Source organism: Amycolatopsis vastitatis (assembly GCF_002234595.1).
In the GTDB taxonomy this organism is placed as follows: domain Bacteria; phylum Actinomycetota; class Actinomycetes; order Mycobacteriales; family Pseudonocardiaceae; genus Amycolatopsis; species Amycolatopsis vastitatis.
The window spans coordinates 213206-233940 of record NZ_NMUL01000009.1 but is presented as its reverse complement, the minus strand read 5'-3'; the positions used below and the strand labels follow the sequence as shown (position 1 = coordinate 233940).

Here is a 20735-nt window from a genome sequence, read left to right as displayed (position 1 = left end):
CGGGCCGGCGAGGCGGTAGCGTTCACCGAGTGGCCGTGACCGATCCCGTGGATACCCGTCTGCTCGCCGCGCTCGCCGACCTCGGCAAGGCGGCGGTGCACGAGCTGGCGGCGAAGGTCGGCATGGATCCCCGCGAGGTCGCCTACCGGCTGGTCGCCCTCTCCGGCAGCGGGCTCCCGCTGCTCGTCGGCGTCGAGAGCGACCCTCAGGGGCTCCGGGCGGCGATCGCCGGCGCGCCGCCGTCGTGGGCGAACCGGCCCGCGCAGCAGGTCCCGGCCCCGCCGTCGCACCCGGTGCCGCAGCAGCCGGTCCCGCCGGTCCAGGGCGTGCCGTCGGGTCCCTACAACGTCCAGGGCGCGCCTTCGGGGCCCTACAACGTCCAAGGCACGCCTTCGGGCCCGCACAACGTCCAAGGCTCGCCGTCCGGGCCCTACACCGTGCAGGGCACGCCGTCGGGGCGGTTCCCCGGCCCGCCGCCGCGTCCGCAGCCGCCGCGGTTCACCCCGCCGCCGGTGCCGCTCGACCCGGCCGTGAGCACGTGGGGCCTGCCGCAGACGGCGTCGTGGGCCCGCGGCGACGAGCCCGCCAAGCCCGCCGCCGCCGGCCGGCGCGGCCGGATCGGCGAGGTCATGGAGACCCAGGGCCTGGAAGGCGAGCAGCTGTCGGTGCAGCTGCTGGAGGTCCAGGACCCGGCCGACTACCTGTTCGGCGCGGCCGGGTACCGCCTGGAAGAAGGCGAACGCGCGGTGGTCGTGCACACCGAGATCACCAACCGCGGGGCGATCCCGTTCGCGTCGCTGCCGGACAACTACCTCGAGCTGCTCGCCGCCGACGGCAAGGCGATCGGCAAGGCGCCGGTGTCGCTGACGTCCCGGCCCCCGCACAGGATCGGCGTCAAACCGGGCGAGACGCTCGGCGGCCACACGGTGTACGTCCTCCCGGACGCCACGCGCGTGGTCGCGGTCCGCTGGAGCCCCCGGCCGGAGCCGGACGAGCGCACGCTGACGTGGTCGATCGAGGATCAGTAACTCTCGTCGCGCAAGATCTCGAGGGCCTTGGCCAAGTCGTCCGGGTATTCGGACTCGAACTCGACCCAGCGGCCGTCCGCGGGGTGGGCGAACGCGAGGGTCTTCGCGTGCAGCCACTGGCGGTTCAGGCCGAGGTGCCGCGCCAGGACCGGGTCCGCGCCGTAGGTCAGGTCGCCGACGCACGGGTGCCGCAGTGCCGAGAAGTGGACGCGGATCTGGTGCGTCCGCCCGGTTTCGAGCTTGATGTGCGTGAGCGACGCCGCGCGGAACGCCTCGACGACCTCGTAGTGCGTCACGCTCGGGCGGCCGCCCTGGACGACCGCGAACTTGTAGTCGTGGCGCGGGTGGCGGTCGATCGGGGCGTCGATCGTGCCGCGCGTCGGGTCCGGGTGGCCCTGGACGATCGCGTGGTAGCCCTTGTCGACCGTGCGCTCCTTGAACGCGCGCTTCAGCACCGTGTAGGCGTGCTCGCTCTTGGCCACCACCATGACGCCGGTGGTGCCCGCGTCGAGCCGGTGCACGACGCCCTGGCGCTCGGCCGCGCCCGACGTCGCGATGCGCAGGCCGGCCGCGGCGAGGCCGCCGACGACGGTCGGGCCGGTCCAGCCCGGGCTCGGGTGCACCGCGACCCCGACCGGCTTCGAGATCACCACGATGTCGTCGTCGTCGTGCAGGATCTGCATGCCCGCGACCGGCTCCGCGACGACCTCGACCGGGTTCGCCGGCTCCGGCAGGGTGATCTCCAGCAGGCCGCCCCCGGAGAGGCGGTCGGACTTGCCCGCGGGACGGCCGTCGAGCAGCACGTCCCCGGATTCGGCCAGCTCCGCGACGACGGTCCGCGAAAGGCCGAGCAGCTTGGCGAGGCCGGCGTCGACCCGCATCCCGTCGAGCCCGTCGGGCACCGGGAGCATCCGCGAGCTCACGCCTGCTCCTCCGGCTTCTCGAGCTTCTTCTTGTCCTTGGTCGACGTGCCGTCGTAGTCCTTGCCCAGCAGCGACAGCAGCACGATCAGGGCACCGCCGACGCAGATCGCCGAGTCGGCGATGTTGAAGATCGCGAAGCCCTTGCCGTTGGGGGCGAACGCCGAGATGAAGTCGACGACGTGGCCCTGCAGCCCGCCGGGCGCGCGGAAGATGCGGTCGGTGAGGTTGCCGGTGGCGCCGGCGAGCACGAGGCCGAGGCCGATCGCCCAGCCGATCGAGCGCAGCCGCCGCGACAGCCAGATGATCGCGATGACGACGGCCAGCGCGACCAGCGCGAGCACCCACGTCATGCCCGTGGCCATCGAGAAGGCGGCACCCGGGTTGCGGATCACCTGCAGGTAGATCAGCCCGCCAAGGACCTTGACCGGCTCCTTGCCCTCCAGGTTGGCGACGACCAGGTTCTTCGTCACCAGGTCGATCGCCCAGAACACGACGGCGACGGCGAACACCCAGCCGACCCGCCGCTTCGGCAGCAGCGGCTTCGCCGGGACCTCCGGGTTCTCGGGCGCGTCGGCCGCGGGATCGGGCACGGCCTCGGCGGGCGCGGCGGTGTCGGGTTCGGAGTGGCTGGGCTCGGTGCTCACCGGTCCATTGTCCACGGCGCTGGTCAGGCCGCGCCGGGCCCGTCCGGACGAGGGCGCAGGAGCACGGCGAACGCGGCCGCGAACAGCACGCCCGCCGCGGCGAGCGCACCGGCCACCGCGGGCAGGAACACGGTCGCGACCAGCGCGAACACCGCGGCGACGGCCAGCAGGAACCGGCTGCGCTCGTACGCCGCCAGCACGAGCAGCCCCAGCGTCGCCAGCAGCGCGCCGCGCACGTCGCCGCCCAGCCGGAGCTGGAGGGCGCCGACCAGGTCGAGCAGCGGGACGGCGGCCAGTGCCCCGAGCGTGCCGAGCGCGAACCGGCCGGGACGCGGCGACGTGCCCGCCCGGCGCAGCTCGCGCCAGTACCAGGCGACCACGGCGAGCACCACGCAGGCGAGCCCGGCGAGCCAGCCGAGCTTCGTCGAGGGCACGGCGTCGACCGAGACCGCGACGGCGGTCGGGTAGCCGGTGCCGCCGACCCCGGCGGTGCCGTACATGCCTTGGTTCAGGTACTCCGGTAAGGCATTGCGGTCGTCCGGGACCACTTCGACGGCTGCCATCACGAGCAGCGCGAACCCCAGCGCCGCCAACGGGAACCAGGACCGACGGGAACTCCCCATCACCTCACGATATCGAGTGCGGCTTCCCCCGCAGCAAGGCGGTGAAAGCGGCGCCGAGCAGGATCACCGCCGAAGCCAGCACGCCCACCATGTCCGCCGAAAGCACCACGGCGACCAGGGCGAACGCGACCGCGGTCAGCAGGACGAACCGGCTCCGCTCGTACGCGGCCAGTAGCAGCAGGCCGAGCGTGGCCAGCAGCGGGCCGCGCAGGCCGTCGCCGAGCCGGAACTGCCAGGACCCGACCAGGTCGAGCAGCGGGACGGCGAGCAGCGCGGCGACCGCGCCGAGGACGAACCGCCCGGTGCGGACCGGCCGGTGGGCGAACGCGTACCAGACGGCCGTGCCGGCGACCACCACGCCGAGCGCGATCAGCCACACGGGCCCGGCCGGCAGGCCGGACTTCATCGAGTAGAAGACGTCCAGAGGCAGCCGGAACGCCTGGCTGTACACCGTCGCACCGTCCGGCACCGTCGGCGGCCCGACGAGGAGATTCGCGGATTCGGCTTCGGCCCCGCTGCGGCGCGACAGCAGCCGCACCACCGCCATGCCGATCTGCGCGAACCCCAGCAGTGCCAGCGGAAACCAGAAACGCGGCCCTCTCCCCATCGGTCCAGGCTAGCGCTCAGCAGAACGGCGGCAGCTCCCGCGGGTCGCCCACCGGCGCCCAGCGGCCGTCCACCTTCGCGTACTCCCAGCGGGCGCCGCGCGCGACGATCTGCCGCAGCGCCAGGACCACGCGGTCGACGTGCTCCTCGGTGCTGCCGAGGCCGAGGCTGACGCGGACCGCCTGCCGCCCTTCGCCGCCGGTGACGGCGATCAGGCGCTTGGCCGCGATGTGGGCGCAGAAGGCGCCGTCGCGCACGCCGATGCCGTACTCGGCCGACAGCACCGCGGCGAGCCAGCCCGGGTCGAAGCCGTCGACGACGAAGCTGACCGTGCCGACCCGGTCAACCGGCGCGTCGAACAGCTGCAGCTCCGCGCAGCCCGGGATGCCCTCGAGTCCCTTGCGCAGCCGGGCGAGCAGGGCCTGCTCGTGCGCGACGAGGGCGTCCCAGTTCCGGCTCAGGGTTTCGCACGCGACGCCGAGGGCGTACACGCCGACCGTGTTGGGCGAGCCGGCTTCGTGCCGCTCCGGCCCGTCGTTCCAGACGACCGCGTCCTCGGTGACGAGCTTGGTCGCGCCGCCGCCGGCGAGGTACGGGCGGGCCGCGCGCAGCCAGTCGGCGCGGCCGATCAGCGCGCCCGCGCCGAAGGGCGCGTACAGCTTGTGGCCGGACAGTGCGACGTAGTCGACGTCCAGGTCCTTGATCGAGATCCGGCGGTGCGGGGCGAGCTGGGCGGCGTCCAGCGCGATGCGGGCGCCGTGCCTGCGCGCCACGGCCGCGATCTCCGCCACCGGGAGCAGCTCACCGGTCACATTGGACGCTCCGGTGACGACGACCAGCCGCGGCCCCTGCGGCGCGTCCGCGAGCGCTTCGTCCACAGCGGACACCGCGGCGAGGCGGGTGCGCGGGGTCGGCAGCCGCCGGACGTTCGGGCCCTGCCACGGCAGCAGCGCGGCGTGGTGCTCGGTGTCGAACACGACGACCGTCGTGTGCCGCGGCAGGCTGCGGGCGAGCAGGTTGAAGGAATCGGTGGTGTTGCGGGTGAACACGACGGTGTCGGTCCGCCGCGCGCCGACGAACCGGCGCAGGACGTCGCGGGTGCGCTCGTAGAGCCTGGTCGAGACCTGCGACGCGAAGCCCGCGCCGCGGTGGACGCTGGCGTACCACGGCAGGAACTCGTCGACGGCGTCGCGGACGGCGTCGAGACAGGGGGCGCTCGCGGCGTGGTCGAGGTTGGCGTAGCCGATGTCCCCGCCGGTCACCAGCGGCACCCGCAGGGACGCGCCCGCGACGGCGGGAATGTCGTGGGCGGCAGGAATTTCGAGCTGCGTGCGATCGATGGCGAGAGTCATCGGTGCCTCCTCGGCAGTCCGGGGGACCCCGGCGAGGGGCCCGCGCTTGCCCGTCGCACGACGCGACCGGCCCGGTCTTCACCCGGGGCACCCCACCGCGGTAGGAGGGTTGCCGGCCAGCAAGCCGGGGCTTCGCGCTGGCACTCATGACCTGACGCAGAAGGTAACCGAGAGGGCGCCCGGCGGCCAACCCCCGCCTCACATTCTGAGACGGCGGTCACAGACCGTGCTCAGCGGCCGGACTCGCCCTTCCAGCGGGCCAGGCGCCCGGCCCGGTCGACGGCGCGGAGCCGACGTTCGGCGGCGTCGCGGACGTCACTCGTCGTGACGACCAGCAGCTGGTCGAGCTCCTGCAGCCGGCTGGTCTTCTGCGGCGTGAAACCCGTGCCGTCGCGCACCACCAGGCTGACCGTCGCCCCGATGGGCAGCCGCAGCTCGGACAGGTACACGCCGTGCATCTTCGAGCCGGGCTGGATCCGGACCTGCAGCAGCTCGGCCCCCAGTTCGTCCAGCGGCGCGGAGTCGACTTCGATCTCGTGCGCCTCGGACTTCCTGGCCAGCCCGAGCTTGCGCGCGAGCGGCCCGAGCGTCGCTCCCTGCAGCAGCGTCAGCACGATGACCAGCACGAACACCGCGTCGACCAGCCGCTGCGCGCCCGGCAGGCCCTCCGACAACGGGATCATGGCGAGCACGATCGGCACCGCGCCGCGCAGCCCGGCCCACGACAGGAACGCCTGCTCCCGCCACGGCAGCCGGAACGGCAGCATCGCCAGCACGACGGAGATGGGCCGCGCCAGCAGCAGCACGACGGCGGCCGCGACCAGGCCCGGCACGATCGCGTCGAGCAGGCGGCCCGGCGAGGCGAACAGGCCGAGCAGGACGAACAGGCCGATCTGCGCCAGCCAGCCGAGCCCCTCGGCGAACGACAGCGTGTCCGACCGGTGCGGCAGCCGCGAATTGCCGAGCACGAGCGCGGCGACGTAGGTCGCGAGCAGCCCGGACGCGTGCAGCAGCTGACCGGACGAGTACGCCACGACGCACACCGCGATCGTCGCGAGCGGGTAGAGCCCGGTGGCCGGCAGCGCGGCCCGGCGCAGCGCCATCCCGCCGAGCCTGCCGAAGCCGAGCCCGATGACCAGGCCCGCCGTCAGCTCGTAGACCGCCAGCAGCGGCAACGTCCAGTCCACAGTGGTGCCTTCGGCCAGCACCACGACGGCGATGTAGGCCGGCGCGTCGTTGATGCCCGACTCGAGCTCGAGCGCCCCGGTGAGCCGTTTGCCGATCCCCGCCGTGCGCAGCACCGAAAACACCGCGGCCGCGTCGGTGGAGGCCAGCACCGCGCCCCACAGCAGGGCCAGCCGCCAGTCGAGGCCCAGCAGCCAGTGCAGGGCCGCGCCGGTGACCGCGATGCTCACCACGACGGCCACTGTGGACAGTGCGATTCCGGCGCCCAGCGCGGGTTTCACCGCCGACCACCGCGTGGTCAGCCCGCCTTCGGCGAGGATCATGACGAGGGCGGCGAGGCCGAGCGACTGGGTCAAATCGGGGTTGTCGAACCGGATCCCGAAGCCGGCCTCGCCCAGCAGCACGCCGATCGCGAGGTAGAGCAGCAGCGAGGGCAGGCCGAGCCGGATCGACACGCGCACGGCGAGCACGGAGGCCAGCAGCACGACACCGCCGACGCCGAGCAGCACGGGAAGCTGGTCCATGCCGCCTCCTCCCGAGTGCCGTGGGGCACTCAGAATAGTGAAGCGGCCGGGTTAACTCGTTCGTGTACCGCTGACCCGGGCGGGACACCCGGTGTGTTAAGGCCCACCCAGTGCGTCGAGATCGACACCGAGCGCCGCGAACGGCCGCACCGCGGCCGGAAGGACCTTGACCGCGCGGTGCCCGTCCCGGGCGACCCAGCCGGCGCCGACCGCGTGGTCGAACAGCGCCGCGGGCAGCGCCCCGGCGAGGTGGTCCCGGCGTTCCGTCCAATCCAGACAGTCACGCAGCAGCGGCCGCCGTCCGGCGGCGACCGGCACGCCGAGGCCGGCCAGCACCTCGCGGCCGTGGCCGGTCAGCGCCAGCCCGGCCGCGGCGTCGACCAGGCCGGTGGCCAGCATGCCGTCGCGGAGGGCGACCCCGAGCACGCCGGCGAGGTGGTCGTAGCAGGTCCGCGCGAACCCGAGCCGCCGCACCCGCAACGACGACTTCAGCCCGGTCGCCGGCCGTTGCTCGGCGTGTTGCGCGAGGTGCTCGATCAGCTCGGCGACGCGCGGATCGGCGATCCGGACGTAGCTGGCCCGGCCCTGCTTGACCCGCGCGACGAACCCCGCGTCGGCCAGCCGCGTGACGTGCTCGCTGGCCGTGGAAAGCGCGATCCCCGCCGCCTTCGCGAGCTCGCCGACCGTCCAGGCCCGCCCGTCCAGCAGGACGAGGCACATGGTGGCGCGGCTCGGGTCGGCCAGCACCGCGGCCACCTCGGCCAGCGCGATCGTCTCCATGCCCCCACGCTACGGCGGCGAGACTTCGCCCGCGGCCGAACCACCGGGTCAGAGGGCCTTGAGGAACCTCGTCGCCAGGCTGACCGCGGGGCCCGAGTCGTTCGACTTCTCCAGGACCACGGCGAACGCGACGTGGTCGCGGTAGCCGACGAACCAGCCCGTGGCGTCGGAACCGTCGCCGAACTGGGCGGTGCCGGTCTTGCCGAAGACGCTCCCCGCGGCCGCGGCGCCGCGGCCGGTCCCGCTGGTCACCACCGCGCGCATCATCGTCCGCACCTGGCCGAGCACCGGCGACGGCGGCGGCGAGTAGCTCTTGACCACCGTGGTCTCGACGTCGTGCCACAGTTTCGGCGTGATCGCCTTGCCGGACGCGACGGTGCCGGCCATCACCGCGCCGCCGAGGGCGCTGATCTGGATCCGGCCCTGGCCGAACCCGTCCTCGACCTGCTCGTCCTTGCTCGCCGCGGGCTCGACCTTCCCCAGTTCGGTGGACAGGCCGGGGATCTCGTAGTCGGCGTTGAGGCCCAGTTCGTCGGCCGCCTTCTTCAGCCCGTCCGCGGGCAGGCCGAGCGCGAGCTGGCCGAACGTGGTGTTGCAGGACCTCGCGAACGCCGTCTGCAGCGTCGTCGCGCCCAGCTCGAACCCCTCGTTCTTGACCGTCCGCGTGCCGATCGTCGCGACTCCGGGGCAGTCGACCGGCGAAGTGGCGTTGAGCCCGCTCTGCTGGACGGCGGCGACCGAGGTCGCGATCTTGAACGCCGAACCCGGCTCGTACAGGCCGTTGAGCGCCTTCGGCGCGTCCCCGGCGGCGGCGTTCTGCGCGACGGCGAGGATGTCGCCCGACGCCGTGTCGAGGGCGACGAGCATCGCCGACCCCTGGTAGCCGTCCACCGCGGCCTGGGCGGCGCTCTGCGCGGCCAGGCTCAGGCTCGACACGAGCGGCTTCGCCCCCTCCTCCGATGCCTTGCCGAACAGCGTCTCGACGCTCTTGCCGGCGGTGTCGACCCGCTCGACGGCGAAGCCCCCGCCTTTCGCGGCCGTGACCTGCCCGGTGAGCGCCGAACGCAGCAGCGGTGCCGGGTTGCCATCCGCCGGCCGCACGCCGCCCGGCCCGGTGACGAGCAGCGGCTTGCCGTCACGGTCGGTGACCGCGGTGGTGTCCTGCACGGCCGTGCTGATCACCAGCCGCTGACCCGCTTCCAGGTTCGGGTGCAGCAGGGACGGCGCCCAGTGCACCAGCCACTTGCCGCCGGTCTGGGCGAGCTGGAACGGCACGTCGTACGCCCACGTCTTGCCCGGCTTCAGCGCCCAGGACAGGTTGAACGTCCCGCCGGTCTGCTTCGCGCCCGCCGCGGTGGGCTGCAGGACGGTCAGCTTGGCCTTCACCGACGACGGGTTCAGCGCGTTCCGCGTGCTGCGCAGGGCCACCGCGGCCGCCGCGGCGTCGTCGGTCAGCCTGCTCGCCGCGTCGGGGTTGTTCTCGGACAGGTCCTGCAGGTACTCGGTGATCGCCGAGTTCGGGTCGACCGCGCCCGGGCTCTCGACGCTCGTGGCCCCGGCTTCCGCCTCCGGTGCCGTCCCACCGCTGTTCACCAGGAAGAACCCCGCGACCACGACCACGACGACCAGCAATGCGCCGCCGATCAGGATGCCGCGTTTCTTACCAGGACTCATCCCGGTTCCCCTCCCCAGTGCGCACCACCGTCGTGAGTGGCAAGTCGGGTTAGCACCCTACTTGCCACTCACGACCGGCGTCAGGCTTTTACGACCGCCACAGTCACCTTCGTGCCGTCGCCGACGGTGCCGGCGAAGCCCTCGGCCACCGGGCCGTGGGTCACCGATGTCGCCAGCGTCTCCGAGGCCAGGAACTCCTCGTGCGTCCGAGCCGCTTCGACGACCTCGGAAGGCGCGTCGATGGTGAGCGCGATCCGGTCGGCGACGTCGAGCCCGGCGTCACGGCGGGCCTGCTGCACGACCCGGACCAGGTCGCGGACCAGGCCCTCGGCCGCCAGCTCCGGCGTCACGTCGGTGTCGATCAGGACCAGCCCGGACCCGCCGGGCAGTTCCGCCGCCGCGCCGCCGCCCTTGGCGACCAGGCGCCGCTCGAACTCGCCTTCGCGCAGCGCGATCCCGGCGGCGACGACGGCGCCGCCCTGGAACGACCAGTCCCCGGCCTTGACGGCCTTGATCACGGTCTGGACGTCCTTGCCCAGGCGCGGCCCGGCGGCCCGCGCGTTGACCGCGACCTCGAACCCGCCGTGCGCGGCGACGTCGGTGGTCAGCTCGACCGCCTTGACGTTCACCTCGTCGCGCAGGATGTCGGCGAACGCGGCCAGCGGCTCGGCGTCCTCGGCCGCCACGACCAGCGACGACAGCGGCAGCCGCACGCGCAGCTTGTTGGCCTTCCGCAGCGACAGCGCCGACGACGCGACCTGCCGCACCCGGTCCATCGCGGTGACCAGCGCCGCGTCCGCGGGCAGGTCGTTCGCGTTCGGCCAGTCGGTCAGGTGCACCGAACGGCCGCCGGTGAGCCCGCGCCAGACCACCTCGGTGGTCAGCGGCAGCAGCGGCGCCGCGACCCGCGACGTCACCTCGAGCACGGTGTGCAGCGTGTCGATCGCGTCCTGGTCGCCGGCCCAGAAACGGTCACGGGAGCGGCGCACGTACCAGTTCGTCAGGACCTCGAGGAAGTCCCGCACGGTCTGGCACGCGCCCGCGACGTCGTAGCTGTCCATCGCGTACTCGACGTCGGTGACCAGCTCGTGCGTCTTCGCCAGGACGTACCGGTCGAGCACGTTCGGCGAGTCCGTGCGCCACTTGCCCTCGACGCCTTCCGCGTTCGCGTACAGCGCGAGGAAGTAGTACGAGTTCCACAGCGGCAGCACGGCCTGGCGGACCGCGTCGCGGATGCCCTTGTCGGTGACAACCAGGTTGCCGCCGCGCAGGATCGGGCTCGCCATCAGGTACCAGCGCATGGCGTCGGAGCCGTCGCGCTCGAAGACCTCGTTGACGTCCGGGTAGTTGCGCAGTGACTTGGACATCTTCTGCCCGTCCGAGCCGAGCACGATGCCGTGCGACACGCAGGCGCGGAACGCCGGCCGGTCGAACAGCGCCGTCGCGAGCACGTGCAGCAGGTAGAACCAGCCGCGGGTCTGCCCGATGTACTCGACGATGAAGTCGCTCGGGTAGTGGTGCTCGAACCAGTCGGCGTTCTCGAACGGGTAGTGCACCTGGGCGTACGGCATTGAACCGGAGTCGAACCAGACGTCCAGGACGTCCTCGACGCGGCGCATGGTGGACTTCCCGGTCGGGTCGTCCGGGTTCGGCCGGGTCAGCTCGTCGATGTAGGGCCGGTGCAGGTTGTCCAGCCGCACGCCGAAGTCCGCCTCCAGCTCGTCGAGCGAGCCGTAGACGTCGGTGCGCGGGTAGGCCGGGTCGTCCGACTGCCACACCGGGATCGGCGTGCCCCAGTAGCGGTTGCGCGAGACCGACCAGTCGCGCGCGTTCTCCAGCCACTTGCCGAACTGGCCGTCCTTGACGTTGTCCGGGTACCAGGTGATCTGCTGGTTCAGCTCGACCATCCGGTCCTTGAACTGCGTCACCGCGACGAACCACGACGACACCGCGCGGTAGATCAGCGGGTTGCGGCAGCGCCAGCAGTGCGGGTACGGGTGGTCGTAGGTTTCGTGCCGCAGCAGCAAAGCACCCTGCCGCTCCGCGGATCCGGTGCCGTTCTTGAGGTCGCGGATGATGTTCGGGTTGGCGTCGAAGACCTGCTGGCCCTCGTAGTCCGGCACGGTCGCGTCGAACTTGCCCTGCGCGTCGACCGGCGTCACCGGGGCGATCCCGGCGGCGTCGGTGACCACCTTGTCCTCTTCACCGTAGGCGGGCGCGATGTGCACGACGCCGGTGCCGTCGTCGGTGGTGACGTAGTCGGCGGCCAGCACCTGGTGCGCGTGGTCGGCCCCCAGGAAGTACGGGAACGGTGGCGCGTAACGGGTTCCGAGCAGCTCGGCGCCCGTGTAGTGCGCGACGACCGCCGGCTCTTCGCCGAGTTCGCGGGCGTACGCGGCAACCCGCGCTTCGGCGAGCAGGAACCGCTTGCCGGGGAAGCTCTCGCTCTCGACGACGACGTAGGACACCTCCGGGTGCACCGCCGTGGCCATGTTGGACGGCAGCGTCCACGGCGTCGTCGTCCAGATCAGCAGGTAGGTGCCGTCGAGATCGTTCCCGTTGTCCTGCAGGCGGAACCCGACCGTGACGGCCGGGTCCTGCCGGTTCTGGTAGACGTCGTCGTCCATCCGCAGCTCGTGGTTGGACAGCGGCGTCTCGTCGCGCCAGCAGTACGGCAGGACGCGGTAGCCCTCGTAGACGAGTCCCTTGTCCCACAGGCGTTTGAACGCCCACAGCACGGACTCCATGTACGTGACGTCGAGCGTCTTGTAGTCGTTGTCGAAGTCGACCCAGCGAGCCTGGCGGGTGACGTACTCGCGCCACTCGTTCGTGTACCGCAGCACGGACTCGCGCGAAGCCTCGTTGAACTTCGCGATGCCCATCTCTTCGATCTCGGACTTCTCCGTGATCCCGAGCTGGCGCATGGCCTCGAGCTCGGCGGGCAGGCCGTGGGTGTCCCAGCCGAAGCGGCGCTCGACCTTGCGGCCCTTCATCGTCTGGTAGCGCGGCACCAAGTCCTTGACGTACCCGGTGAGGAGGTGACCGTAGTGCGGCAGGCCGTTGGCGAAGGGCGGCCCGTCGTAGAAGACGTACTCGTTGTCGCCGTGCTCGCCCGCGGGCCGCGCGTCGATGGTCGCCTGGAACGTCCGGTCCGTCTCCCAGTAGGCGAGGACCTGCTTCTCCAGCGCGGGGAAGGACGGCTGCGACGGAACTCCCGCACCGTCGTCGAGCTGGGCCTGGGGGTACATCCGGGTGCTCCTCGGTTCGTCGCTCGCGTACGGACGACCGGCTCCCGCACCGGTCACCCACACGGGGACGAGACGCCTTCCGGCGTACCCGCGGTACCACCCCGCTTGCCTGCTCTCACAGGCCGCTTCGTTGAACGGCTGTCACGGGCCGCACCCGTCCGGTTCTACTGAGAGCGGTGAAGCTCGGTTCTTCCGGAGGCTCCCCGGTGATGGCCGGATCGACGCCTGTTGCTTACCAGGTTAACCGGCCCGCGCAACCCGATTGTCACGAGGGGCACGTACGCCGGCCAGCGTCACGCCGATCGCGGCCAGCCACAGCGCGCCCGCGATCAGGCCGGCCACGTGCAGGCCCGCGACGAACCGGTCACCCGGCTCGCCCGCGACCGCGCCGAGCACCGCGACCCCGAACGCGCCCCCGGCCTGGCGGGCGGTGTTGTTGACGCCGCTCGCGACGCCGGCGCGGGCGGCCGGGATGCCGCTGACCGCGGCCGTCACCACCGCCGTCGTCAGCAGGCCCATCCCGGTCCCCAGCCCGAGCAGCGTCGGCAGGAGGGCCGCGTAACCGCTGGTTTCGTTCAGCCGCACCAGGTTCAGCATCCCGAAGGCGCCGAGCGCCAGCCCGGACACCATCAGCGGCCGCGGCCCGAACCGGCCGGTCAGCCGGCCCGCGACCGGCGCCAGCAGCGAAAGCGGCCCGAACAACGGCAGCACCTCGAGCCCGGCCGCCAGCGGCGAGGCGTGCCGCACGCCCTGCAGGTACAGCGTCAGCAGCAGGATCGAGCCGATCCCGACGAAGTTCATCGCCGTCGCGACGAAGTTCGCGCTCAGCGTCCGCCGGGCGACGTCGAAGGGCAGCATGGGGTCGGCTGACCTGCGCTCGACGGCGAGGAACGCCGCCAAGGCGACGACCGCGGCCACCCCGGCGACGACGCTCCCGGCGATCACGGCGTAGACGCCGGCGGCGAGAGCGGGCACCGCCGTGACGACACCGGCGACGTCGAGCCGCCGCCCGGGACCGCGCCCGCCGCGCGGCACGAGCCGCCGGGTCGCGAGGACGGCCGCGAGCACCACCGGGACGTTGAGCCAGAACACCGGCCGCCACCCGGCCGCCGAGACGACCGCGCCGCCCAGCACCGGACCGGCCGACAGCGCCAGCGCCGACACCCCGGCCCAGATCCCGAGGGCCCGCGCGCGCTCGGCGTGTCCCGGGTAGGCGTTCGCGATCACGGCGAGCGTGCCGGGCAGCAGCAGCGCGGCCCCCAGGCCCTGCCCGGCGCGGGCGGCGACGAGCCACGGCGCGGACCCGGCGAGCCCGCACGCGGCCGACGCCACGCCGAACAGCGCGAAGCCCGCGAGGACGACCCGGCGGTGGCCGAAGATGTCGCCGAGGGCACCGCCGGTGAGCAGCAGCGCGGCCAGGACGATCGCGTAGCCGTCCACCACCCACTGCTGCGCCGCGAGGCCGGCGTGCAGGTCGGTGCCGATGGCCGGCAGGGCGACGTTGACGACGGTGACGTCCAGCTGCACCAGGAACATCCCGGCGCACATGGTGAACAGGAGCATGCCTCCAGTGGACCGCGCGGACGCTTCCGTCGCCGTGGAAGTGTGCCGGGGGCATCCTGGAGGCATGGAAGGCGACGCCGACATCGCCCGCACCGCCGCGTTGTTCGCGGACCCGGCGCGGGTCCGCGTGCTGCTCGCGCTGGCCGACGGCCGGGCGCTGGCCGCGTCCGTACTGGCCGGCGAAGCCCGGCTCTCCGCCCAGGGCGTCAGCGCGCACCTGGCGAAGCTGCGGGAGGCGGGCCTGGTCGTCGCCGAGAAGTCGGGACGGCACCGGTTCTACCGGCTGGCCGGCCCGGACCCCGCCGAGCTGCTGGAGACGCTGGCGCGGTTCTCGCCACCCCAGCCCGTGACGTCGTTGCGGGAGGGCACGCGCGCGGAGGCGCTGCGCACGGCCCGGACGTGCTACGACCACCTGGCCGGCCGGCTCGGGGTGGCGGTCACGTCCGCGCTGCTGGCGAGGGGTGCGCTGGCCGGGGCGTCCGACACGCGACGACGTCCGGGTGACCGGATTTCGGCTCCGCTGCGCGAACACCCGTACACGCTGGGTCCCGCCGCGGCCCCGGTGTTCGGCTCGTTGGGGGTCGACCTCGACGCGGTCGCGGCGGGACGGCGTCCGCTGCTGAAGTTCTGCCTGGACTGGAGTGAACAGCGCCACCACCTGGCGGGCGCGCTGGGCGCGGCGGTCGCCACCCGCTTCGTCGAAGCGGGCTGGGTCGAGCGCCGGGCTCAGGCCCACCGCGCCCTGCGCCTGACACCGGACGGCGCACGAGCCCTGGAAACCCACCTGGGCGTCGAAGACCTCGCCGCCTGACGGCGTGTCGTCCCTTAAATCACGCGTGTCGTCGCTCCAGACACGCGAGTCGTCCGTTCCGTCCGGGCATTACGCGTGATCAGGGAGGCATCACGCGTGATTGGAGGGGCATCACGGGTGATTGGGGGGTCGACACGGCGTCAGCGGTGGGCGGCGACCAAGGTGGCGTCGGGGGTGCAGCGGGCGCAGGGGGTGAAGCCGAGCTGGCGGGCTTCGCCGATGCCGATCGGGATCGTGTCGCGGGTGCCGAGCCAGGCGCATGTCCGGAGGTGGTAGCGGGGGTGCTCGTCGACCACCACGACCTCGTCCTCGAGGTCGGCCAGGACGGCGATGTCCGCCTCCGGGGTCTCTTCCACTTCCGGCTCGGGATCGTCGTTCGTTTCGTCCCCGGGTGAAGCGTCGGTGACCGTGGGTTCGGGCGTGTCGGCGGGGTCACCCAGGTCACCGGAGGCCGGGATCAGGGTGGTTTGTTCTTCCTCGGCGGGCTCCTCCGGCTCCGGCGGGGAAACGGCCGAAGCGGCCGAAGCAGCGGGAGTGGCAGGCGCGGCGGGGGCCGCGGACCGGCGACGGCGGCGCAGCCAGTCGGCGACCAGGATCAGCCCGGCCAGCACCGAAAGACCGATGGAAACCCACGCCCACAGCGAAGAAGCCGTGATCAGCGCGGTGACGAGCAACCCCAGAGCCGCCAGTACCAGGACCAGCACGATGTAAAGCACGCTGAATTACAGCACGAACCACCCGGGAGCGGACCACGACCCGCCCACGGGTGGTACTGGATCGACTCCGAACCGTGGCCCACCCGCCGGGAGAACCGGCAGGTGGGCCCGGAGCGGAACTCCGCCGCACTCAGAAACTAGCCTGCTTCGGCCCGCGGGCCGAACGAGTAGCCCTGGCCGCCGCTCGACGAACCGGACGTCTGGCCGGAGCCCGAGGAGGCCGACGCCGGTGCGGCGGAACCGCGGTCGTCGAGCTCGCGCAGCTGGGACTCGAGGAACCCGCGCAACCTCGTGCGGTACTCCCGCTCGATCGTGCGCAGCTCTTCGATCTTCTTGCCCAGCCCGCTCTTCTCCGAGTTGAGGCTGTTCATCGTCTCGGTGTACTTCCGCTGGGACTCGCGCTCCAGCGTGGTCGCCTTGTCACGCGCCTGGCGTTCCAGGGTTTCGGCACGGGTCCGCGCGTCGTTCAGCATCGTGTCGACGCGGGTGCGGGCCTCGTTGACCATCGAGTCCGACTTCGCCCGGGCGTCCGAAAGCAGCTGCTCGGACTTGGTGCGGGCCTCGGCCAGCATCCCGTCCGACTCGGTCTTCGCCTCGGCGGTCAGCCGGTCGGCCATCTCCTGGGCCAGGCCCAGGACCTTGGCCGCCTGCACGTTCGGCTCCGTGCTGTCACCGACCATCGAGTGCGCCTGGGTCTGCTCCATGGCGGACTGCGGCGGCGGCACCGGGGCAAGCCGGCGCGACGGCTCTTCACGCATCGGGGGCGCGCCGACGTTCGCCTTGGCGTTCTCCAGCTCGCTACGGGTCGACTCGAGCTCGGCGTCGAGCTGCTCCATCTGCTGGCGCAGCTCGTTGTTGTCTTCGATCAAGCGGGCCAGCTCGGTCTCCACCAGGTCGAGGAACGCGTCCACCTCGTCCTCGTTGTAGCCCCTCTTGCCGATGGGCGGCTTGCTGAACGCAACGTTATGCACGTCAGCGGGGGTCAACGACATCAGATCACCTCACGCACTCCATGGCCTGCAGGGTCCACCCAAGTTTCCCCGATCAACTTGGAGTCGCCAGTTGCATCGCGAAGAACACAACCAACAGCAGCACCATAATCGACAAGTCCAGTCCGACGCCGCCGATTCGAACCATCGGAATGATTCGTCTGAACAGACGAACCGGCGGGTCCGTCACTGTGTAGATGGTCTCGAGCGTGACCGCAACCCCTCCGGCCGGATGCCACTCACGCGCGAAGGTCCGGACGAGTTCGACCACGATCCGCGCCGTCAGCAGCAGCCAGAAGGCGAACAGCACGTACCAGACGACCAGCCACACAGCTTCCACACACCTACTGTAACCGGGCGTCCTCTCCGAAGACGCAGTTGAGGGGGCCGAGCCTGCCTCGGGTCGGCAAAGTCACGTCTGCTTGCGCTCAGCGGTCCGGCCGACTTCAGCCCCGCAAAAACAATCCGCCCTCGGCAATCCGCCGACGGTCTTCCGCCGTCACGTCCACATCGGGCGGTGAGAGAAGGAACACCTTGTTGGTGACCTTGTCCATCGACCCTCGGAGCGCGAACGCCAGCCCGGCGGCGAAGTCGACGAGCCGCTTGGCGTCGGCGTTCTCCATCTCGGTGAGGTTCATGATCACCGGGATGCCCTCGCGGTAGTGCTCCCCGATCGCCCGCGCCTCCGCGTAACTGGTCGGGTGCAGCGTGGTGATGCGGCTCAACGGATCACGCACCGGCTGGCGCACGACCGGCTCGGTGACCGGTCGCAGGCGCGCCACGGGTTCCGGCTGCCGGTCCATGGCGAGCGCGCCGTGGACGGCGGGCTCGGAGCTGGGCACGGAGCGTGACCGGCTGCGGCTGACAGGCTCGTCGTACGTGTCGTCGACGTCGCGGTACCGTGAGCGGGACGACCGCGGTGCCGGCTCCTCGTAGGAGTCGTAGTCGTCGTCCGCGTAGCCGCGCCGGTAGTCGTCTTCGACGTCGTAGCCGTCGTCGTCAGCGGGCACCATCCCGAAGTAGGCCTTCAGCTTCTGCAGCGCGCTCATGCCTCTCCCTAGCCCTAGCCGCTCCCGCACTGACTCAATCTCCACGCCGTCAGTGCCCCGCACGGGCGGCCACGAAACGTGACGACCGCGCGAGCTCCCTACGGCGAGGCTAAACCGCGTCCACCGAGCAACGCGGTTCCGACACGCACACAGGTGGAGCCGTGCGTGATCGCCTGCTCGAGATCATGGCTCATCCCGGCGGAGAGGTCTGCGGCATTCGGGTGATCTTTCCGGAGTCTTTCCCCCGCCCGGGCGAGCCGTTCGAAGGCGGCGGCCGGGTCGGCGCCGAGCGGCGCGACGGCCATCAGGCCGCGAAGCCGCAGCTCTTCCGTCCGCGCGATGCGGGCGGCCAGCGCGTCGAGCTCGGCCAGCGGACAGCCGCCGCGCTCCGGGTCGTCGTCGAGGCTCGCCTGGATCAGCACGTCGAGGGGATCGTCACGTATCTGGGCGTCCCGAGCTGCACGCACGGCCTTCGCGAGCGCGTCGGCGAGCCGCGCGGAGTCGACGGACTGCACTTCGTGTGCCCACCCGACCACCGAACGTGCTTTGTTGCGCTGCAGCCGGCCGACCATGTGCCACCGCAGCCCGGGGACTTCGGCGGCTTTCGGACCGGCTTCCTGGTCGCGGTTCTCGCCGACGTCCGTCACGCCGAGTTCGGCCAGCAGCGCGACGTCGGACGCGGGGAAGGTCTTCGTGATCGCGACCAGCTTCACCTCGTCGCGGGCCCGCCCGGCGGCGCGGCACGCGGCGGCGATCCGCTCCTCGACCTCGCGAAGGTTCTCGGCCAGCTCGGCCTTCCGGGAGGTCATGCTTCGATCCAGGTGATGCCCGCGATCCGCCCGGTCGTCCCGTCACGGCGGTAGCTGAAGAGCGTCTTGTCCTCGTTCGTGCACCGCGGGTCGACGCCGATCTTGCCGACGCCCAGGTCGGCGAGCTGCCGCCAGAGACCGGCGCGCAGGTCGAGGCCGGGGGTGCCCTTTCGGGTCTTGCACGCGCTGCCGGGGACGTGCTTCTCGACGTCGGCGGCCATTTCCGCGGGGACCTCGTAACAGTCGCCGCAGATGGCCGGGCCGAGCAGGGCTTCGATCCGGTGCGGCTCGGCGCCCACCTCGCGCATGGCCGCCACGGCGGCCAGGACGACCCCGACCCGCGTGCCGACGCGCCCCGCGTGCACTGCCGAAACCACGCCGGCCTCGGCATCGGCCAGCAGAATCGGGACGCAGTCGGCGACCAGCACCACGAGCGCGACGCCCGGGGTCGCGGTCACCAAGGCGTCGGTCGCCTCCGCCGCGCGGGTCTCCGAGCCGTCGACGATGGTGGCGGTGCGGCCGTGGACCTGTTCCATCCAGGCCAGCTTGTCCTCGGGCAGGCCCAGCTCGCTCGCCAGCCGCTTGCGGTTGGCGTGGACGTTGCCCTCGTCGTCGCCGACGTGGTCACCCAGGTTGAAGGTGTCGTAGGGCGGCCGTGACGCGCCGCCCGCCCTGGTCGTGACCACTCGCCGAACCCGCATGCTCCCCATCCTCCCAAACGCCGTGAAGGCCACCCCGGGGAATTCGGGATGGCCTTCACGAACAGCTGATCAGCGCCGCATGAACGGCGGGACGTCGACCTCGTCGTCCGACGGGTCGTCGTGCACCGGCATCGCGCGCCCGGGCAGGCTGCCCTGGGTCGCGTTGGAGCCGATCGGCGAGTAGCCGCGCGAGCTGCCGCCGGGCTGCGGGAGCCCGCCGGGCGGCTGGTTTCCGGTGGCCGAGGGCAGCGGCGAGTGCGACCGCGGCGGCGCCACCGGGTAGCCGGAGCTGCCCGCCGACGGCACCGGGGTGGCGCCCGACGGCGGCGTCGACGAGTTCGAGACCTGCCCGGCCGAGGCCGAGGCCGTGGTGGACGACGAACGCGAACCGGAACCGAACGTCGACGGGTCCAGCTTCTTGTGCGTCGGCGCGCCGGCGTCGAACCCGGCGGCGATCACCGTGACGCGGACCTCGTCGCCGAGGGAGTCGTCGATGATCGTGCCGAAGATGATGTTGGCGTCCGGGTGCGCGGACTCCTGCACCAGCGACGCGGCCTCGTTGATCTCGAACAGGCCCAGGTCGGAGCCGCCCGCGATGGACAGCAGCGCGCCGTGGGCGCCGTCCATCGACGCCTCCAGCAGCGGCGAGTTGATCGCCTTCTCCGCGGCCTGGATGGCCCGGCCTTCGCCGCGCGCCGAGCCGATGCCCATCAGCGCGGAGCCCGCGCCGGACATGACGCTCTTGACGTCGGCGAAGTCGAGGTTGATCAGGCCCGGGGTGGTGATCAGGTCGGTGATGCCCTGGACACCGGAGAGCAGCACCTCGTCCGCGGAGCGGAACGCGTCCATCAGCGACACGCCGATGTCGCCGAGTTGCAGAAGCCGGTCGTTCGGGATCACGATCAGCGTGTCGCATTCGTTGCGCAGCGCCTGGATGCCGTCTTCGGCCTGCTTGCCGCGGCGCTTGCCCTCGAAGGTGAACGGCCGGGTCACGACGCCGATGGTGAGCGCGCCCAGCTTCCGGGCGATCTGCGCCACGACGGGCGCGCCACCGGTTCCCGTGCCGCCGCCTTCACCGGCGGTCACGAACACCATGTCGGCGCCCTTGATGACCTCTTCGATCTCTTCGCGGTGGTCTTCGGCGGCCCGCTGGCCGACCTCGGGGGCGGCGCCCGCGCCGAGGCCGCGGGTCAGCTCGCGGCCGATGTCCAGCTTGACGTCGGCGTCGGACATGAGCAGTGCTTGCGCGTCGGTGTTCACCGCGATGAACTCGACACCCTTGAGGCCGACCTCGATCATGCGGTTCACGGCGTTCACGCCGCCACCGCCGATGCCGACCACCTTGATCACCGCAAGGTAGTTGTGCGGGGGCGTCATCGAAGTCCGCCTTCCTGATCGTTGTGCCCGTACAGCCCGCCGGCCGGTGATCAACTCTCAACCTCAACCCCAGATTGAGAGTTATGTCAACTGCCGAACGTTAGGCAGGACGGTAGGCACCAGGCACGCTCTA

The 20735-nt window shown here is 72.0% G+C and carries 19 protein-coding genes and 1 riboswitch; of the genes, 2 read left to right on the top strand and 17 right to left on the bottom strand.

Annotation, left to right across the window (positions count from 1 at the left end):
• The first annotated feature begins 29 nt into the window (after positions 1-29).
• Positions 30-1028, top strand: a complete 999-nt coding sequence (locus tag CF165_RS12160) for an Lrp/AsnC family transcriptional regulator (RefSeq protein ID WP_093947578.1) — start codon at positions 30-32, stop codon at positions 1026-1028.
• Here CF165_RS12160 and CF165_RS12155 read toward each other — a convergent pair.
• The 10 genes from CF165_RS12155 to CF165_RS12110 form a co-directional block, all read right to left on the bottom strand.
• Complete coding sequence (locus CF165_RS12155) at positions 1022-1951, bottom strand: RluA family pseudouridine synthase (protein WP_093947577.1); 930 nt, start codon at positions 1949-1951, stop codon at positions 1022-1024. The genes CF165_RS12160 and CF165_RS12155 overlap by 7 nt on opposite strands.
• Positions 1948-2595 carry a signal peptidase II gene (gene lspA / locus CF165_RS12150; RefSeq protein ID WP_439098497.1) on the bottom strand — a complete coding sequence of 216 codons (648 nt, stop codon included), beginning with the start codon at positions 2593-2595 and terminating at the stop codon, positions 1948-1950. Before lspA ends, CF165_RS12155 begins: the two co-directional genes overlap by 4 nt.
• Positions 2596-2618: 23 nt before the next feature.
• Positions 2619-3218, bottom strand: coding sequence for a hypothetical protein (locus CF165_RS52050; RefSeq protein ID WP_205660830.1), 600 nt, complete (start codon positions 3216-3218; stop codon positions 2619-2621).
• A 4-nt stretch (positions 3219-3222) separates the two neighbouring features.
• Positions 3223-3825: a hypothetical protein gene (locus CF165_RS52045; RefSeq protein ID WP_205660829.1), complete on the bottom strand. Its 603-nt coding sequence runs from the start codon at positions 3823-3825 to the stop codon at positions 3223-3225.
• A gap of 16 nt (positions 3826-3841) precedes the next feature.
• A complete protein-coding gene (locus CF165_RS12135; protein WP_093947576.1) occupies positions 3842-5176 on the bottom strand; it encodes an aminotransferase class V-fold PLP-dependent enzyme in 1335 nt (444 codons plus the stop codon).
• 37 nt (positions 5177-5213) lie between these two features.
• Positions 5214-5328: riboswitch (SAM riboswitch) on the bottom strand.
• Positions 5329-5406: 78 nt separating this feature from the next.
• Positions 5407-6885 (bottom strand): potassium/proton antiporter, encoded by a 1479-nt coding sequence (locus CF165_RS12130; protein WP_093947575.1) that lies wholly within the window; start codon positions 6883-6885, stop codon positions 5407-5409.
• Positions 6886-6981: 96 nt separating this feature from the next.
• Positions 6982-7665, bottom strand: a complete 684-nt coding sequence (locus tag CF165_RS12125; RefSeq protein WP_093947574.1) for an ArsR/SmtB family transcription factor — start codon at positions 7663-7665, stop codon at positions 6982-6984.
• A 48-nt stretch (positions 7666-7713) separates the two neighbouring features.
• Positions 7714-9339, bottom strand: a complete 1626-nt coding sequence (locus CF165_RS12120; RefSeq protein WP_093947573.1) for a penicillin-binding transpeptidase domain-containing protein — start codon at positions 9337-9339, stop codon at positions 7714-7716.
• Positions 9340-9419: 80 nt separating this feature from the next.
• Entirely contained in the window at positions 9420-12587 is a 3168-nt protein-coding gene (ileS, locus tag CF165_RS12115) for an isoleucine--tRNA ligase (protein ID WP_093947572.1), read from the bottom strand.
• A gap of 240 nt (positions 12588-12827) precedes the next feature.
• Positions 12828-14150: an MFS transporter gene (locus CF165_RS12110; RefSeq protein WP_093947571.1), complete on the bottom strand. Its 1323-nt coding sequence runs from the start codon at positions 14148-14150 to the stop codon at positions 12828-12830.
• Positions 14151-14214: 64 nt separating this feature from the next.
• Here CF165_RS12110 and CF165_RS12105 point away from each other — a divergent pair, with 64 nt between their 5' ends.
• On the top strand, positions 14215-14961 hold the full coding sequence (locus tag CF165_RS12105) for an ArsR/SmtB family transcription factor (RefSeq protein ID WP_093947570.1): 747 nt from the start codon (positions 14215-14217) through the stop codon (positions 14959-14961).
• Between the two features lie 140 nt (positions 14962-15101).
• On the opposite strand, the gene CF165_RS12100 is transcribed toward CF165_RS12105, so the two are convergent.
• The 7 genes from CF165_RS12100 to ftsZ all read right to left on the bottom strand — a co-directional run bounded on the left by CF165_RS12100 (position 15102) and on the right by ftsZ (position 20602).
• Positions 15102-15677 (bottom strand): hypothetical protein, encoded by a 576-nt coding sequence (locus tag CF165_RS12100; RefSeq protein ID WP_093947569.1) that lies wholly within the window; start codon positions 15675-15677, stop codon positions 15102-15104.
• Positions 15678-15814: 137 nt separating this feature from the next.
• Entirely contained in the window at positions 15815-16669 is an 855-nt protein-coding gene (gene wag31, locus CF165_RS12095; RefSeq protein WP_093947568.1) for a DivIVA-like cell division protein Wag31, read from the bottom strand.
• A 52-nt stretch (positions 16670-16721) separates the two neighbouring features.
• A complete protein-coding gene (locus tag CF165_RS12090; RefSeq protein ID WP_013224824.1) occupies positions 16722-16997 on the bottom strand; it encodes a YggT family protein in 276 nt (91 codons plus the stop codon).
• A gap of 115 nt (positions 16998-17112) precedes the next feature.
• Positions 17113-17715, bottom strand: a complete 603-nt coding sequence (locus tag CF165_RS12085) for a cell division protein SepF (RefSeq protein WP_093947567.1) — start codon at positions 17713-17715, stop codon at positions 17113-17115.
• Between the two features lie 98 nt (positions 17716-17813).
• Positions 17814-18524, bottom strand: coding sequence for a YggS family pyridoxal phosphate-dependent enzyme (locus tag CF165_RS12080; protein WP_093947566.1), 711 nt, complete (start codon positions 18522-18524; stop codon positions 17814-17816).
• On the bottom strand, positions 18521-19225 hold the full coding sequence (gene pgeF, locus CF165_RS12075; RefSeq protein WP_093947565.1) for a peptidoglycan editing factor PgeF: 705 nt from the start codon (positions 19223-19225) through the stop codon (positions 18521-18523). Before pgeF ends, CF165_RS12080 begins: the two co-directional genes overlap by 4 nt.
• A 69-nt stretch (positions 19226-19294) precedes the next feature.
• Positions 19295-20602, bottom strand: coding sequence for a cell division protein FtsZ (ftsZ, locus tag CF165_RS12070; protein ID WP_093947564.1), 1308 nt, complete (start codon positions 20600-20602; stop codon positions 19295-19297).
• Positions 20603-20735 lie beyond the last annotated feature (133 nt).

Coding starts and splice junctions, on each gene's coding strand:
- CF165_RS52050 (WP_205660830.1), bottom strand. CDS start 3,218: ATGGGGAGTTCCCGTCGGTCCTGGTTCCCGTTGGCGGCGCTGGGGTTC.
- CF165_RS52045 (WP_205660829.1), bottom strand. CDS start 3,825: ATGGGGAGAGGGCCGCGTTTCTGGTTTCCGCTGGCACTGCTGGGGTTC.
- CF165_RS12135 (WP_093947576.1), bottom strand. CDS start 5,176: ATGACTCTCGCCATCGATCGCACGCAGCTCGAAATTCCTGCCGCCCAC.
- CF165_RS12130 (WP_093947575.1), bottom strand. CDS start 6,885: ATGGACCAGCTTCCCGTGCTGCTCGGCGTCGGCGGTGTCGTGCTGCTG.
- CF165_RS12125 (WP_093947574.1), bottom strand. CDS start 7,665: ATGGAGACGATCGCGCTGGCCGAGGTGGCCGCGGTGCTGGCCGACCCG.
- CF165_RS12120 (WP_093947573.1), bottom strand. CDS start 9,339: ATGAGTCCTGGTAAGAAACGCGGCATCCTGATCGGCGGCGCATTGCTG.
- ileS (WP_093947572.1), bottom strand. CDS start 12,587: ATGTACCCCCAGGCCCAGCTCGACGACGGTGCGGGAGTTCCGTCGCAG.
- CF165_RS12110 (WP_093947571.1), bottom strand. CDS start 14,150: ATGCTCCTGTTCACCATGTGCGCCGGGATGTTCCTGGTGCAGCTGGAC.
- CF165_RS12105 (WP_093947570.1), top strand. CDS start 14,215: ATGGAAGGCGACGCCGACATCGCCCGCACCGCCGCGTTGTTCGCGGAC.
- wag31 (WP_093947568.1), bottom strand. CDS start 16,669: ATGTCGTTGACCCCCGCTGACGTGCATAACGTTGCGTTCAGCAAGCCG.
- CF165_RS12085 (WP_093947567.1), bottom strand. CDS start 17,715: ATGAGCGCGCTGCAGAAGCTGAAGGCCTACTTCGGGATGGTGCCCGCT.
- CF165_RS12080 (WP_093947566.1), bottom strand. CDS start 18,524: ATGACCTCCCGGAAGGCCGAGCTGGCCGAGAACCTTCGCGAGGTCGAG.
- pgeF (WP_093947565.1), bottom strand. CDS start 19,225: ATGCGGGTTCGGCGAGTGGTCACGACCAGGGCGGGCGGCGCGTCACGG.
- ftsZ (WP_093947564.1), bottom strand. CDS start 20,602: ATGACGCCCCCGCACAACTACCTTGCGGTGATCAAGGTGGTCGGCATC.